This is a genomic window from Streptomyces orinoci, from assembly GCF_003121295.1.
In the GTDB taxonomy this organism is placed as follows: Bacteria; Actinomycetota; Actinomycetes; order Streptomycetales; family Streptomycetaceae; genus Streptomyces; species Streptomyces orinoci.
On record NZ_PHNC01000031.1, the window covers coordinates 1237530 to 1252292 of the forward strand.

Annotated in this window: 10 protein-coding genes; 5 read left to right on the plus strand and 5 right to left on the minus strand. The window is 69.9% G+C overall.

Annotated elements, in window-relative coordinates; genetic code table 11:
- Window positions 1–22: 22 nt before the first annotated feature.
- From CV755_RS28080 to CV755_RS28105, 5 genes are all read right to left on the minus strand, one after another.
- Entirely contained in the window at window positions 23–2011 is a 1989-nt protein-coding gene (locus CV755_RS28080; RefSeq protein WP_109283047.1) for a TPM domain-containing protein, read from the minus strand.
- Between the two features lie 54 nt (window positions 2012–2065).
- Window positions 2066–2845 (minus strand): succinate dehydrogenase/fumarate reductase iron-sulfur subunit, encoded by a 780-nt coding sequence (locus CV755_RS28085; RefSeq protein ID WP_109283048.1) that lies wholly within the window; start codon window positions 2843–2845, stop codon window positions 2066–2068.
- Window positions 2846–3153: 308 nt separating this feature from the next.
- Window positions 3154–5094, minus strand: a complete 1941-nt coding sequence (locus tag CV755_RS28095; protein ID WP_109283049.1) for a fumarate reductase/succinate dehydrogenase flavoprotein subunit — start codon at window positions 5092–5094, stop codon at window positions 3154–3156.
- Window positions 5094–5924: a hypothetical protein gene (locus tag CV755_RS28100; protein ID WP_109283050.1), complete on the minus strand. Its 831-nt coding sequence runs from the start codon at window positions 5922–5924 to the stop codon at window positions 5094–5096. Before CV755_RS28100 ends, CV755_RS28095 begins: the two co-directional genes overlap by 1 nt.
- Window positions 5925–5976: 52 nt before the next feature.
- Window positions 5977–6261, minus strand: a complete 285-nt coding sequence (locus tag CV755_RS28105; protein WP_109283051.1) for a hypothetical protein — start codon at window positions 6259–6261, stop codon at window positions 5977–5979.
- Window positions 6262–6544: 283 nt separating this feature from the next.
- Between CV755_RS28105 and CV755_RS28110 the strand changes: the two genes are divergently transcribed.
- The 5 genes from CV755_RS28110 (at window position 6545) to CV755_RS28130 (ending at window position 14760) form a co-directional block, all read left to right on the plus strand.
- Window positions 6545–8533 carry an ABC transporter family substrate-binding protein gene (locus CV755_RS28110; RefSeq protein ID WP_241561424.1) on the plus strand — a complete coding sequence of 663 codons (1989 nt, stop codon included), beginning with the start codon at window positions 6545–6547 and terminating at the stop codon, window positions 8531–8533.
- A gap of 248 nt (window positions 8534–8781) precedes the next feature.
- On the plus strand, window positions 8782–10689 hold the full coding sequence (gene typA / locus CV755_RS28115) for a translational GTPase TypA (protein WP_109283052.1): 1908 nt from the start codon (window positions 8782–8784) through the stop codon (window positions 10687–10689).
- Between the two features lie 419 nt (window positions 10690–11108).
- On the plus strand, window positions 11109–12740 hold the full coding sequence (locus CV755_RS28120; RefSeq protein ID WP_109283053.1) for a peptide ABC transporter substrate-binding protein: 1632 nt from the start codon (window positions 11109–11111) through the stop codon (window positions 12738–12740).
- Window positions 12741–12827: 87 nt separating this feature from the next.
- Complete coding sequence (locus tag CV755_RS28125; RefSeq protein WP_109283054.1) at window positions 12828–13754, plus strand: ABC transporter permease; 927 nt, start codon at window positions 12828–12830, stop codon at window positions 13752–13754.
- Window positions 13747–14760: an ABC transporter permease gene (locus CV755_RS28130; protein WP_109283055.1), complete on the plus strand. Its 1014-nt coding sequence runs from the start codon at window positions 13747–13749 to the stop codon at window positions 14758–14760. Before CV755_RS28125 ends, CV755_RS28130 begins: the two co-directional genes overlap by 8 nt.
- Window positions 14761–14763 lie beyond the last annotated feature (3 nt).

A 14763-nucleotide genomic window follows, 5' to 3' on the forward strand; every position in this document is an offset into this window, starting at 1 on the left:
TCCGTTGTGCGGCATACGAAGTTCACGGACCCGCCAGCCGCCCCCGCGTCGCCCCGCCCCCGAAAGTGGCGGGCAGCAGCCCCGCCAGCACGATGCCCCCCAGCAGCGCACCCCCCAGCGCCCGGGTGGGCCGGCGGTCCGCCGTGGCTGCGTCGAACTCGGCGACCTCGAAGTCGGCCAGGGCCCTGGCCTGACGGGCCAGCGCGTCCGCCCGGCGGAGCGCCGGCAGCGCCGCCCCGGGCGAGCGGCCCGGCGAGCGGCCCCGCGCCAGGTGCCGCTCCGCCTCGGCCAGCCGGGTGCGTGCCCGGCTGCCGACCGCCCCCCGGTGTGTGGTGATGAAGTCCCGCGCCCCGGCGACCTCCGCCCGCGCCAGCAGCAGCGCCCGGGCGGCCCGGCCCCGTTCCCGGTGCCCGGCGGCGGCCGGGTCGCCGGCGGCCGCGTCCAGGCCGGCGGCCGCCGCGTCCACCCGGCGCAGCACCGCCAGCGGGTCGTACCGCCCGCCCCGTACCTCCTTGCGCGCCAGGTCCAGTTCGGCCAGGGCGTCCGGCGGTGGATGCCGGGTCTGCTCGCGTGCGGCCGCCGCGTCCACCAGCGCGGAGCGCAAGCCCCGTTCGGCGCCCTGGATTTCGCGTATCCGGCGCAGGGCCGCCGTGGTGAGAGTACGGGCCTGGGACAGCGCGCCCTCCGCGGCCCGCAGGGAGACCGCCGCCCGTGCGGTGTCCTCGCCCAGTGCTCCGTTGAGGGCCCGGCGGGCCTCGGCCAGCGCGGCGGTGGCGAAGGTCAGCCGGTCCCGGGCCTCGCCGGGATAGGTGGCCACCGGGGCCAGGGCGTCCGGGGCGCAGCGCGGGGCGAGGTCGTCCAGGGCCTGCCGGGCGGCGCCCACCCGCGGGGCCAGGGCCTGGGCCGCCTCGTCGGCGGTGCGCAGTACCGCGGCGGCCTGGTTGCGCAGGTCGCGCAGCCGGTCGAAGGCGCTGGACTCGGCGTCCAGGCGGCGGTTGGCGCTGGTGCAGCGGGAGCAGATCTCGTCCAGGGTGTGCCGGCGGAACTCCGGGTCCGGTGCGGGGGTTTCGTCCAGCCGCATGCGCAGCCGGAAGGCGTCGGCCAGCTCCCCCCGGGCGTAGCCGACGGCCTCGGCGAAGGGCTGGGTGGCCCGCTCGCCCAGCTGGGCTATGGCGAAGGCGAGTTCCTCGGCGCTGGTGCGTACCGCGTCATCGGTCTCCACCAGGTTCCGGGCGGCCTCCGCCTCCAGATCGGGCAGCGGGGTGAGCGGCTGGGCCAGCCGGGCCAGGCCGGGGGTGGTGGAGCCGGCGGCGGCCAGGCGTTCCTGTTCCTCGCGCTCCTCGCGGCGCAGCCGGCCGGCCCGCCGGGATCCCAGGTGGAGGCCGAGCGCGCACAGGGCGAGTCCGGCGGCCACCGATGCCCATACCCGCCGGGAGCCGGGGAGCAGGGCGCCGCCGCCGGGGTCGCTGCGGCCGGGGATGATCACCGGGGCGCGTACCGGCTGGCCGGTGAGGAGGGCGGCATAGCCGTCGGCGGCGCCGATGGCCGCCCCGGCCCAGTCGTGCTGGGCCAGGGCGGGGGCGATGGCGATGGCGGCCACCTGGTTGATCTGTTCGGGGCGGATGCCGGAGTCGGGGGCCACCGAGACGGCGAACTGGTGCTGGTAGGTGGCGATGGCCAGCAGGACGTCATGCGGGCCCAGGCCGTTGCGGTCGGCGGTGGCATCGGCCCAGTCATGGCCCAGCCGGCCGGAGAAGTCATGGACATAGGTGACGAACAGCCGCAGCCGATGGGTGGCGTGCAGGCGGTTGAGCGCCGTCTCGACCTGGATGCGCCGATGGCCCAGCGCGCCGACCGTGTCCGTGATCCCCCCTCGGGCGTCCAGGTCGAGGGGGGCGTCGGCGCGGGCGACGGCCGCGGCCGGGAGCAGCAGGGCGAACAGCGCGAGAAGCGCACTGAACAGGCACAGGCCAGGCGCACCCGGCCGGTACCGCCTCAAAAGCCGCGTCACACTTTGGAGCCTATGACCGGATTGTCGAGGCCGCTACCGGGAGCGCGTGTGGTATTACGCCTCGTGTTCACGCCCCCGGCGACGGATCTTGTTCCCCAGCCAGACCAGGGGGTCGTAGGAGCGGTCCACCACTCGTTCCTTGAGGGGGATCAGCGCATTGTCGGTGATCTTGATCTGTTCGGGGCAGACCTCGGTGCAGCACTTGGTGATGTTGCAGTAGCCCAGGCCGTGCTCCGCCCGGGCGGCCGCCTTGCGGTCCACCCCGGTCTCGGCGGCCGCGTCCAGCGGGTGCATATCCAGCTCGGCCACCCGCATCAGAAACCGCGGACCGGCGAAGGCGGGCTTGTTCTCCTCGTGGTCACGCACCACATGGCAGGTGTTCTGGCACAGGAAGCACTCGATGCACTTACGGAACTCCTGGACCCGGTCCACATCCTGCTGCCGCATCCGGTACTCGCCGGGACCCACTCCCGGCGGCGGGACGAAGGAGGCCACCTCCCGCGCCTTGGCGTAGTTGTACGAGACATCGGTCACCAGGTCCCGTACCACCGGGAAGGCCCGCATCGGGGTGACCGTGATGGTCTCGGCCGGGTCGAAGACCGACATCCGGGTCATACACATCAGCCGCGGCCGCCCATTGATCTCCGCGCTGCACGAACCGCACTTGCCCGCCTTGCAGTTCCAGCGGACCGCCAGATCGGGCGCGGCGGTGGCCTGCAGCCGGTGGATGATGTCCAGCACCACCTCACCCTCGTTGACGGTGACGTCGAAGCCGGCCAGACCGCCGCCGTCCGCGTCACCCCGCCACACCTTGAAGTGGGCCTGATAGCTCATCTGGAACCTCCGAGGAGACCCCGCCCTTCAGGGCGGGGAGGAATCGGACACCTGCGGAGCAGGGCAGGGAACGGCCAATCGCCGCCGGAGCGGTGGGCCGCCCGGCGTCCGAAAACCCGCACAGGGGCACAAGCCGGCCTGATAGCCTGCACGTTGTGGCTGATCTCAAGGCCGCCGGGCTGGCGGCATCGGCCTGTGGAGCCGGTGTAGGACCTCAACGGAACACTCCGGGCGGGCAGTCGGCGATGAAGCAGGAAGCCCTACGGCGCGAGCCGTAGGAATCTCCCTCGTTCCCGAGGGGGAGGAAGTCAAGAGGTGAGCTCCTCGTCGGTCAGATACTTGGCCAGCTCTTCCTTCTCGAAGAGCTCCATCAGATCGGTGCGCATCGGCACGGCGTCGATCCGCTCCAGCCGGATCCGGCCCAGCGCCGGGTCCTCCGCGGCGGGTTCGGTGGAGTCCTCGGCCAGCCGGCACACCAGGTTGACCCGGCGCCAGCGCCGGTCCATCGCCGGATGGTCGTCGCGGGTGTGCCCGCCGCGGCTCTCCTCGCGCTCCAGCGCGGCCCGCGCCACACACTCGCTGACCAGCAGCATGTTCCGCAGGTCCAGGGCCAGATGCCAGCCGGGGTTGAACTGCCGGTGGCCCTCCACCCCGGCCCGCCGGGCCCGGACCCGCAGCCCGGCCAGCCGGCGCAGCGCCTCCTCCATCTCGGGCGCCTTGCGGATGATGCCCACCAGATCGTTCATGGCCTGCTGGAGCTCGGTGTGCAGGGTGTACGGGTTCTCCCCGGCGCCCTCCGCGCCGTCGGCGGCCTGCTCGGCGCCGAACGGGCGCAGCGCCTCCGCCTCGGCCGAGGCGATATCGGCCTCGGAGACCGTGGGCCGGTCCCGGTCGGCGAGCCCGGCCGCGTAGCGCGCCGCGTACAGCCCCGCGCGCCGTCCGAAGACCAGCAGATCGGAAAGGGAGTTGCCGCCCAGCCGGTTGGAGCCGTGCAGGCCGCCGGCCACCTCACCGGCCGCGAACAGCCCCGGCACTCCCACCGCGGCCGCGGTGTCCGGTTCCACCTCCACCCCGCCCATCACATAGTGGCAGGTGGGGCCGACCTCCATGGGTTCGGCGGTGATGTCCACATCCGCCAGTTCCTTGAACTGGTGGTGCATGGACGGCAGTTTGCGCTTGATCACCTCGGCCGGCATCCGGCTGGAGACATCCAGGAACACCCCGCCGTGCGGGGAGCCCCGCCCCGCCTTGACCTCGGCGTTGATGGCCCGGGCCACCTCGTCGCGGGGCAGCAGCTCGGGCGGGCGGCGGTTGTGGTCCGGGTCGGTGTACCAGCGGTCCGCCTCGGCCTCGGACTCGGCGTACTTCTCCTTGAAGACATCCGGGATGTAGTCGAACATAAAGCGCTTGCCGTCGCTGTTGCGCAGCACCCCGCCGTCGCCCCGCACCGATTCGGTGACCAGGATGCCCTTGACCGACGGCGGCCAGACCATCCCGGTGGGATGGAACTGGACGAACTCCATATTGATCAGCCGGGCCCCGGCCAGCAGCGCCAGCGCATGCCCGTCCCCGGTGTACTCCCAGGAGTTGGAGGTCACCTTGAAGGACTTGCCGATGCCCCCGGTGGCCAGCACCACGGCCGGCGCCTGGAGGACGAAGAACCGCCCGGACTCGCGCTCATAGCCGAACACCCCGGAGACCCGGCCGTGCTGCCGCAGCACCCGGGTGACCGTGCATTCCTGGAAAACCTTCAACCGGGCCTCGTAGTCGCCCAGTTCGCGCCGGTCCTCCTGCTGCAGCGAGACGATCTTCTGCTGGAGGGTACGGATCAGCTCCAGGCCGGTACGGTCGCCGACGTGCGCCAGCCGCGGATACTCATGGCCGCCGAAGTTCCGCTGGGAGATGCCCCCTTCGGGCGTGCGGTCGAAGACCGCCCCCCAGGTCTCCAGCTCCCAGACCCGCTCCGGGGCCTCGCGGGCCAGCAGTTCGGCCATCCGCCAGTTGTTGAGGAACTTCCCGCCGCGCAGGGTGTCCCGGTAGTGCACCTGCCAGTTGTCATTGGCGTTGACATTGCCCATGGAGGCGGCGATGCCGCCTTCGGCCATCACCGTATGCGCCTTGCCGAACAGCGACTTGCAGATCACCGCGCAGCGCAGTCCCTGCTCCCGCGCCTCGATGGCGGCCCGCAGCCCGGCGCCGCCCGCCCCGACCACCACCACGTCCCAGGGCTGGAGATCCACCCGCGTCATCAGAAAAACCTCGGATCGTCGAAGGCGCCGCTGGCGACCAGGTAGACATAGAAGTCGGCGACCGCCACGCTCACCAGGGACGCCCAGGCGAGCTGCATATGACGGGCATTCAGCCTGCTGACCAGGCCCCACATCCGGTAACGCACCGGGTGCTTGGAGAAGTTGCGCAGCCGGCCGCCGACGATATGCCGGCAGGAGTGGCAGGACAGGGTGTACGCCCAGATCAGCGCGATATTGGCGAGCAGCACCAGGGTGCCCAGGCCCATATGCCCCCAGTGCCCGTCGGCGTCCCGGAAGGCCAGCACCGCGTCATAGCTGAGGATGCCCGCCACGATCACCGCGAAGTAGAAGAAGTAGCGGTGCAGGTTCTGCAGGATCAGCGGGAAGCGGGTCTCCCCGCTGTAGCGGGCGTGCGGCTCGGCCACCGCGCAGGCCGGGGGCGAGGCCCAGAAGCCCCGGTAGTAGGCCTTGCGGTAGTAGTAGCAGGTCAGCCGGAAGCCCAGCGGGAAGATCAGGATCAGCAGGGCGGGGGAGAGGGTCCACCAGGAGCCGATCACATCCCAGTCCGCGCCGCCCTTCATGGGCACACAGTTGTGGGCGATACAGGGCGAGTAGAACGGCGAGACATAGGGCGCGGCGTAGTAGTCGCCATTGGCGAACGCGCGCCAGGTGGAGTAGACGACGAAGGCGAGCAGCCCGGCCGCGGTGCCGGCCGGGGCCAGCCACCAGCGGTCACGCCGCAGATGGCGGTCGCCGATGGCGGCGCGGGAGGGGTGGAGCACACCGCCGGGGGCCGCGGTGCCGGGTCTGGGGTCAGTGCCAGTGGCCAAGGGGGACTCCGGGAGGAGTGGGGTGTGAGGGGGCGGGTCCGGGGCGGGCCCGCTAGGGCGCCCGCCGGTCGCGGCAGCCGAGTCCTTCCTCGTCCGCGTCCCGCCACAGTGAGGCGTCATAAGGGGTGTCGGAAACCTGCACCATCACCGGGCGCGGCGCCTCGGCGGGCACCGTCTCCCGCAGCAGCGCGAAGTTCTCCCGCAGGTGACCGGCGTCGGTGCGCATCCGGCGCAACTCCCGGTCGTCCTGGGGGAGATGGCGCGCCAGCCGGCCGAGCGCGCGGTCGAGATCGTCCAGGCAGCGCTGAACTGCCGTCAAGTCATCGTTAAGGGACATGAATTGCCCTCACTTCCGCGGGTCGGCGGTTGCGGGTGGCGACGATGATGCGACAGAGAGTGTCGCGCGTCACACCCCTTCAGGGGAAGATAGCCGCCGCGATTGCGCCCGCGCGGACGCGTTCACCCGCTTGCACTACCGGGGCCCAAACCTTCGTCCAGCCGGGTGGCGTGCGGGTGTGCGACGCCGTGTCGGGCCGCCTCGCCCCGGGACGTCGCTTTCAGTGTCGGGGGAGAAATGCGATCAGCGGCGTATTGCGCCGACCGAGGCGGAGGTTTCGTCGATGCCCTTCACGATGTCCTTCAGAGTGCCGAGGTCGCCGGGGTCCGTCCGGCCCCGCCGCGCCGCGGCCCTGCTCCTGGCCGCCGCGCTGCTGCCGCTGCCGCTGCTGGCCGGCTGTTCCTCGGACGACGGCCGGGCCGAGGACCCCGGAGCGCCGCCGGACATCGCCGCCGCCCCGCGCGCCAAGGTCGCCGACCGGGGCACCCTCACCTGGGCGGTGGACGCCCTGCCCGCCACCCTCAACACCTTCCAGGCGGACGCCGACCGGGGCACCGCACAGGTGGCCGGGGCGGTGCTGCCCGCCCTGTTCACCCTGGACCGGCAGGGCCGGCCACAGCGCAACCCGGACTATCTGCGCTCCGTCCGGACCACCGAGCAGGACTCCCGGCAGGTGGTGGTCTACCGGCTCAACCCCGGCGCCGTCTGGAGCGACGGCAAGCCCGTCACCGCCGCGGACTTCCAAGGCCAGTGGAAGGCGCTGCGCGGCAAGGACAGCTCCTTCTGGGCCGCGCACAACGCCGGGTACGAGCGCATCGAGCAGGTGGCGCGCGGCGCGGACGACCGGGAGGTACGGGTCACCTTCAACCGGCCCTACGCGGACTGGCCCGCCCTGTTCACCCCCCTCTACCCCAGGTCGGTGACCGGCGACGGCGGCGCCTTCAACGACTCCGCCCGCCACCAACTCGCCCTGTCCGCGGGCCCGTTCAAGTTCCAGGAACGGGACGAGGAACAGGGCACCCTCACCCTGGTCCGCAACCCCCGCTGGTGGGGCGAGCGGGCCAAGCTGGACAAGCTGGTGCTGCGGGCGGTGCCCCGGGACAAACGCGCCGCGGAACTGGCGGCCGGCCGGCTGGACCTGGCCGAGATCACCCCGGCGGTGGCCGCCCGGATCGGCCGCGACAACGCCCCGGCGCGCAAGGAGAACGCGGACGACGCCAACAAGGCCGCCCCCTCGCTGCGCGGCCTGGCCGTACGCCGCTCCCTGGAGCCGGGCTACACCCAGCTCGCCCTCAACGGCGCCTCCGGGCCGCTGGCCGATGAGCGGGTACGGCGGGCGGTGGCCCGCGCGGTGGACCGCAAGGGGATCGCCGAGCTGGTCCTGGGCCCGCTCGGCCTGCCCGCCCGGCCGCTGGGCAGCCATGTGCGAGTGGCAGGCCAGCAGGGCTACCAGGACAACAGCGACGCCCTGGGCAGCTCCGACCCGCACGCCGCCCGCGACCTGCTGGCCGAGGCCGGCTGGAAGGAGGGCCCCGACCCGGCCAACCCGCCACTGCACCGCCCCGGCCAGGCCGGGCCCAATACGGTGCCGCGCAATGCCCACCACCCCGACGACAAGGGGGTACGCGGGCGCCCGGCGCCCAGAGCGGTGCCGGACGAGATCACCGGCGACGGGGCCAGCGGGCCCGAGCTCTACGAGGACCACAAGGACCCCGGCGGCCGGGTGGTGGCCGCCCCTGCCCGCTACAAGGACGGCAAGAAGCTGGTGCTGCGCTTTGTCCTGCCCAAGGGGGCCGACTCCGAGCCGCTGCGCGAGGTGGGCGAGCGGATCGCCCGGGAACTGGACGGCATCGGCATCCGCACCGAGATCACCAAGGTCGAGGACGCGGGCTTCTTCAAGGACCACATCGCCTCCGGCGACTTCGACCTGGCCCTCTACTCCTGGCCGGTCGGCGCCTTCCCGGCCACCGAGGCCCGGCCGATCTTCGCCAAGCCGCGCCCGGCGGCGGACGGATCGCTCCAGGTGGAGCAGAACTACACCCGGGTGGGCACGGACCAGATCGACCACCTCTTCGACCAGGCCTCGGCGGAGCTGGACGGGGACGCGGCGCGGGACCTGGTACAGGCCGCGGATGCGCGGATCTGGGCGGCGGCGGCGTCGGTGCCGCTCTACCAGCGGCCGCAGCTGGTGGCCGTACGGGCCACCGTCGCCAACGCGGGTGCCTTCGGCCTGGCCACCCCCCGCTACCAGGACATCGGCTTCCACCGCTGACCGGGCGCCCCCCGCCGCCGGGCGCGCCCTTCCAGGGGCGCGGGGAACTGCGCGCCCACCCACCCACGGGCCCGCGCCCCTGGAGGGCGAAGGCGAACCCCCAGGTCAGCCGTGCCCTCAAGATCCCCGGAAGCCCAAGCCGCGGCGGCCCCGTACCATGGAGTGAGGCCGTGGCTTGAGCCCGGCAGGGCACGCGTACCAGTCCGTACGCGCCGCCATCCACGAATCCGGGAGAAGCGCCGCAAGTTATGCCCACGCGCCACGACATCCGTAACGTCGCCATCGTCGCCCACGTCGACCACGGCAAGACGACCATCGTCGACGCCATGCTCAAGCAGGCGGGAGCCTTCGCCGCGCACCAGCTCGACTCCGTCGATGACCGGGTGATGGACTCCAACGACCTGGAGCGCGAGAAGGGCATCACCATTCTCGCCAAGAACACGGCGGTGAAGTACCACCCCAAGGACGGTGGTGACCCGATCACCATCAACATCATCGACACCCCCGGCCACGCCGACTTCGGCGGCGAGGTCGAGCGCGGCCTGTCGATGGTGGACGGCGTGGTCCTGCTGGTCGATGCCTCCGAGGGCCCGCTGCCGCAGACCCGCTTCGTCCTGCGCAAGGCGCTGGCCAAGCGGATGCCGGTCATCCTGTGCATCAACAAGACCGACCGCCCCGACTCCCGGATCGACGAGGTCGTCAACGAGACCTATGACCTCTTCCTGGACCTGGACGCGGACGAGGACCAGATCGAGTTCCCGATCGTCTACGCCTGCGGCCGTGACGGCATCGCCTCGATGACCAAGCCGGAGGACGGCACCGTCCCCGCCGACTCCACCAGCCTGGAGCCCTTCTTCTCCACCATCCTGGAGCACATCCCGGCCCCGGTCTACGAGGAGGACGCGCCCCTCCAGGCCCACGTCACCAACCTCGACGCGGACAACTTCCTCGGCCGTATCGCCCTGCTGCGCGTCGAGCAGGGCGAGCTGCGCAAGGGCCAGACCGTGGCCTGGATCAAGCGCGACGGCTCCATCGCCAATGTCCGCATCAGCGAGCTGATGATGACCGAGGCGCTCACCCGCAAGCCGGCCGAGAAGGCGGGCCCGGGTGACATCTGCGCGGTGGCCGGTATCCCGGACATCATGATCGGCGAGACCCTGGCCGACCCGGAGAACCCGGTCGCCCTGCCGCTGATCACGGTGGACGAGCCCGCCATCTCCATGACCATCGGCACCAACACCTCGCCGCTGGTCGGCCGGGGCGGCACCGGCAAGGGCGCGGACGCCAAGACGGCCGTCAAGGACCGCAAGGTCACCGCCCGCCAGGTCAAGGACCGGCTGGACCGTGAGCTGATCGGTAACGTCAGCCTCCGGGTCCTGGAGACCGACCGCCCGGACGCCTGGGAGGTCCAGGGCCGTGGCGAGCTGGCGCTGGCCATCCTGGTGGAGACCATGCGCCGGGAAGGCTACGAGCTGACCGTCGGCAAGCCCCAGGTGGTCACCAAGGACGTGGACGGCAAGGTCTACGAGCCGGTCGAGCGCATGACCATCGACGTGCCCGAGGAGCACATGGGCGCCGTCACCCAGCTGATGGGTGTCCGCAAGGGCCGGATGGACAACATGTCCAACCACGGCTCCGGCTGGGTGCGCATGGAGTTCGTGGTCCCCTCCCGTGGTCTGATCGGTTTCCGTACCGAGTTCCTGACCCAGACCCGCGGTACCGGCATCGCCCACTCCATCCACGAGGGTCACGAGCCCTGGTTCGGCACCCTGACCACCCGTAACAACGGCTCCCTGGTCGCCGACCGGGCCGGTGCGGTCACCGCCTTCGCGATGACCAACCTCCAGGAGCGCGGCGTGCTCTTCGTGGAGCCGGGCACCGAGGTGTACGAGGGCATGATCGTCGGCGAGAACTCCCGCTCCGACGACATGGACGTCAACATCACCAAGGAGAAGAAGCTCACCAATATGCGGTCGTCCACGGCCGATGTGGCCGAGTCGATCGTGCCGCCGCGCAAGCTCTCCCTGGAGCAGTCGCTGGAGTTCTGCCGGGACGACGAGTGCGTGGAGGTGACCCCGGAGGCCGTCCGCATCCGCAAGGTCAACCTGGACGCCCGCGAGCGCGCTCGCGCGGCCTCCCGCGCCAAGCACGGCTGATCTTCCGCCGCAAGGCCCGGAACTACCGCTTCCACAGCGGCGGTTCCGGGCCTTCCGCTTGCCCGCCCAACTCCGCTGACGGTTCGTCAGTTTTCATGACCGAGTGTCCGGATAGCGTGCGCTCCTCGCCGGATTCTGTGTCAACGGCCCTTTGATTCATGCCCATCTGGGCAGCGTTTGTCCGTATATGAGGCGCGCATCTGGGGTTGATGTGACCAAAGCGAGACCCTTTAAGTGTGGTTTACAGCGCGCACGTGCTCAATAGTGGGGCCAATAGCTCGGGTCAATGGGTCAAGCGCTGTGGGGAGCGCCGACTCACGAGCACACTTGAGGTGCCGGTTCCTCTCCGCTGTCAGGGGTGTCAGCGTGGGGCCGGTGCCTCTCTCGTAGTGACAGTGGACTCCTGAGGAGGCGAACCCATGCGCGGTGCCAAGAGCGCCAAGTGGGCTGCGTGCGCGATAGTCGTGGCCATGGCCGCGACCGCTTGTGGCGGCGGCAGCAAGAGCGGCAATGACGACAACGCGGCCGTTGACCCCAACGGCGTGTTCTCGTACTACAACACCGAGCCGCAGAACCCGCTCATTCCGACCAACACCAATGAGGTCGGCGGCCACTACATGCTGACCAACCTCTTCCGGGGTCTGGTCACGTTCGACATCAAGAACAAGCTGATGATGGCGAACGCGCAGAGCGTGGACACCACGGACAACCAGCACTTCGACATCAAGCTGAAGCCGGGCTGGAAGTTCCACAACGGCGAGACGGTGACCGCCTCTTCCTACGTGGACGCCTGGAACTGGGCCGCCAACGTCAAGAACGCGCAGCTCAACTCCTCCTGGTTTGTGGACATCAAGGGTTACGACGATGTCCACCCGGACAAGGGTGACCCCAAGGACGACAAGATGTCGGGCCTGAAGGTCGTCAATGACAACGAGTTCACCGTTGACCTGTCGCACCCGGTTTCCACCTTCAAGGACCGTCTCTTCTACGACGCCTTCTTCCCGCTGCCCAAGGCGTTCTACAAGGACCCCAAGGGCTTTGGTGAGCACCCCATCGGCAACGGCCCTTACAAGATGGAAGGCAGCTGGGAGCACAAGGTCCAGCTGAAGGTCCGTAAGTTCGACGACTACAAGGGCGATGACAAGCCGAAGAACGGCGGCATCGACTTCAAGTTCTACAGCAAGGACGACGCGGCCTACGCGGACCTGCTGTCGGACAAGGTCGACATCATGTACCAGGTGCCCAACTCCGAGGTGGGCAAGTTCAAGGACGACCTGGGCGACCGCTCGGTCAGCCAGCCCTTCGGCGGCAACACCAACGTCGGCTTCCCGCTGTACAACGACGAGTGGAAGAAGCCCGAGAAGGCCAAGGTCCGCCAGGGCCTGTCCATGGCGATCGACCGCGACACCATCGCCAAGACCGCGCTCAAGGGCAGCAAGGAAGCCGCCACCGGCCTGACGCCCCCCGGCATCGAGGGCTACCAGGCGAACGCCTGCGGTGACTTCTGCAAGTTCGACCCGGCCAAGGCCAAGGAGCTCATCAAGCAGGGCGGCGGCGTCCCGGGCAACAAGCTGGTCATCACCTACAACGCCGACGGCGCCAACAAGGAGTGGGTGGACGCGGTCTGCAACGACATCCGGCAGAACGCCGGTGTGGAGTGCGTGACCGACCCCAAGGCCACCTTCCAGGAGTCCCGCCAGCTGATCACGGACAAGAAGCTCAGCAACCCGTTCCGTATGGCGTGGGTGATGGACTTCCCCAACATCTCCAACTTCATCGCCGAGCAGTACCGCACCGGTGCGGGCGCCAACGACATGGGCTTCAGCGACAAGGGCGTTGACGACCTGATCCAGAAGGCGGACGAGTCGAAGAACATCGACGACGCCAACAAGATCTACTACCAGGCCGAGCAGAAGATCCTCCAGGAGCAGATGCCGTCCATCCCGCTCTTCGTCGACCACACCGTCGCCGGCTGGTCGAAGCGCGTGAAGAACGTGAAGTTCGACTACCAGCGCCAGGCGATCTGGACCGACGTCGAGGTCAAGAAGTAACCGGGACGCTGAAGTGACGCAGGCCCAGCGGCCGCCCTCCCACAAGGACTTGGGCGGCCCCTGGGCCCGTCGGCGACAGGAGGAACCATGGGGCGCTTTGTCGCGAGGCGACTGCTCCAGATGATCCCGGTGTTCATCGGGACCACGCTGCTTATTTTCCTGATGGTGTATTCGCTGCCGGGCGATCCCGTCAAGGCACTCTTCGGCTCCAAGGCGGCCGACCCGGCGACGGTGGCCAGACTGCGTCATGAGTACGGGCTGGACAAGCCCCTGCTCCAGCAGTACTGGGACTACATCACCGGTCTTTTCCAGGGGGACTTCGGGCAGAGCTTCACCGGCCGGCCGGTGGCCGACCTGATGGCCGAGGCGTTCCCGGTGACCATCCGGCTGGCGCTCTTCGCCTTCGCCATCGAGGTGGTCTTCGGTATCGGACTCGGTGTGCTCACGGGGCTGCGCCGCGGCAAGTTCCTGGACCAGGCCGTGCTGATCTTCACGCTGATCGTGGTGTCCATCCCGGTCTTTGTGCTCGGCAACATGGCCCAGTTCCTGATCGGTGTGAAGTGGAAACTGGTCACACCGACCGTCCAGGACTCGACGGACCTCAGCCAGCTCATTCTCCCGGCGGTCGTGCTCGCCCTGCTCTCGCTGGCGTATGTCACCCGGCTGACGCGGACCACCGTGGCGGAGAACCTCCGCGCCGACTACATCCGCACCGCCGTCGCCAAGGGCCTGCCCCGGCGCCGGGTCGTCGGGGTGCACCTGATGCGCAACTCGCTCATCCCGGTCGTCACCTTCCTCGGCACCGACCTCGGCATGCTGATGGGCGGTGCCATCATCACCGAGGGCATCTTCAACGTCCCCGGTGTGGGCAACACCCTCTACCACGCCGTCATCACCAGCGAAGGCCCCACCGTGGTCGGCGTGGTGACCGTGCTGGTGCTCGTCTACCTGGTGAGCAGCCTGGTCGTTGACCTGCTCTACGCAGTCCTGGACCCGAGGATCCGCTATGCCTGACAACAAGACCCCCCAGGCGGGCCCGGCCGGCGTCGCGGGCACCGGTCCGAGCACGGCCGCCGGTCTGGCGGACGCCTCCAACGCCAGTGTGGCGAGCGCCGCCGAAGTCATCGCCGAGGCGGGCAAGCCGGAGTCCCGCGAAAAGGCCCGCAGCCTCGGCCAGGACGCCTGGCGCGAGCTGCGCCGCAACTGGATCTTCTGGGTGTCCGGCGTCCTGCTGGTGCTGCTGATCCTGATGGCCGCCTGGCCGTCGCTCTTCACCGATGTGGACCCGCGCCACGCCGACCTGCGCAACCACTACCTCGGTGGGCCGCAGTGGTCGCACTTCTTCCAGGAAGACTGGTTCGGCTACAACGTCCAGGGCCAGAGCGTCTACGCGCGTACCGTCTACGGTGCCCGCGCCTCGATCATCGTCGGTGTCTGTGTGACCATCGCCGTCACTGTTCTCGGCGGCATCATCGGCATGATCGCCGGATACTTCGGCGGCTGGGTTGACACCGTGCTCTCCCGCCTCACCGATGTGTTCTTCGGCATCCCGCTGCTCCTCGGCGGCCTGGTGCTGCTCCAGGCGTTCACCAACCGCACGGTGTGGACGGTGACCTTCGCCCTCACGGCCTTCGGCTGGATGCAGATCGCGCGTGTGATGCGCGGTGCGGTCATCACCCAGAAGCAGGCCGACTTTGTCACCGCGGCCCGGGCACTCGGCGCCGGCACCAACCGGATCCTCTTCCGGCACATCCTGCCGAACGTCCTCGGCCCGGTCATTGTGGTCGCCACCATCGCGCTCGGCGGCTATATCGCCACCGAGGCGACCCTGTCCTACCTGGGCATCGGCCTGAAGGACCCGACCGTCTCCTGGGGTGTGGACATCTCCGCCGCCCAGAAGGACGTCCGGGACGGCCCGCACGCCCTGATGATGCCGGCCAGCTTCCTGAGCCTCACCGTGCTGGCGTTCATCCTGCTCGGCGACGCGGTGCGCGACGCCCTCGACCCCAAGCTGCGCTGAGGG

Excerpts from the sequence above, each read along its gene's own strand:
- CV755_RS28125 (WP_109283054.1), top strand. The coding sequence starts at position 12,828 with ATGGGGCGCTTTGTCGCGAGGCGACTGCTCCAGATGATCCCGGTGTTC.
- CV755_RS28110 (WP_241561424.1), top strand. The coding sequence starts at position 6,545 with ATGCCCTTCACGATGTCCTTCAGAGTGCCGAGGTCGCCGGGGTCCGTC.
- CV755_RS28105 (WP_109283051.1), bottom strand. The coding sequence starts at position 6,261 with ATGTCCCTTAACGATGACTTGACGGCAGTTCAGCGCTGCCTGGACGAT.
- CV755_RS28120 (WP_109283053.1), top strand. The coding sequence starts at position 11,109 with ATGCGCGGTGCCAAGAGCGCCAAGTGGGCTGCGTGCGCGATAGTCGTG.
- typA (WP_109283052.1), top strand. The coding sequence starts at position 8,782 with ATGCCCACGCGCCACGACATCCGTAACGTCGCCATCGTCGCCCACGTC.
- CV755_RS28085 (WP_109283048.1), bottom strand. The coding sequence starts at position 2,845 with ATGAGCTATCAGGCCCACTTCAAGGTGTGGCGGGGTGACGCGGACGGC.
- CV755_RS28095 (WP_109283049.1), bottom strand. The coding sequence starts at position 5,094 with ATGACGCGGGTGGATCTCCAGCCCTGGGACGTGGTGGTGGTCGGGGCG.
- CV755_RS28130 (WP_109283055.1), top strand. The coding sequence starts at position 13,747 with ATGCCTGACAACAAGACCCCCCAGGCGGGCCCGGCCGGCGTCGCGGGC.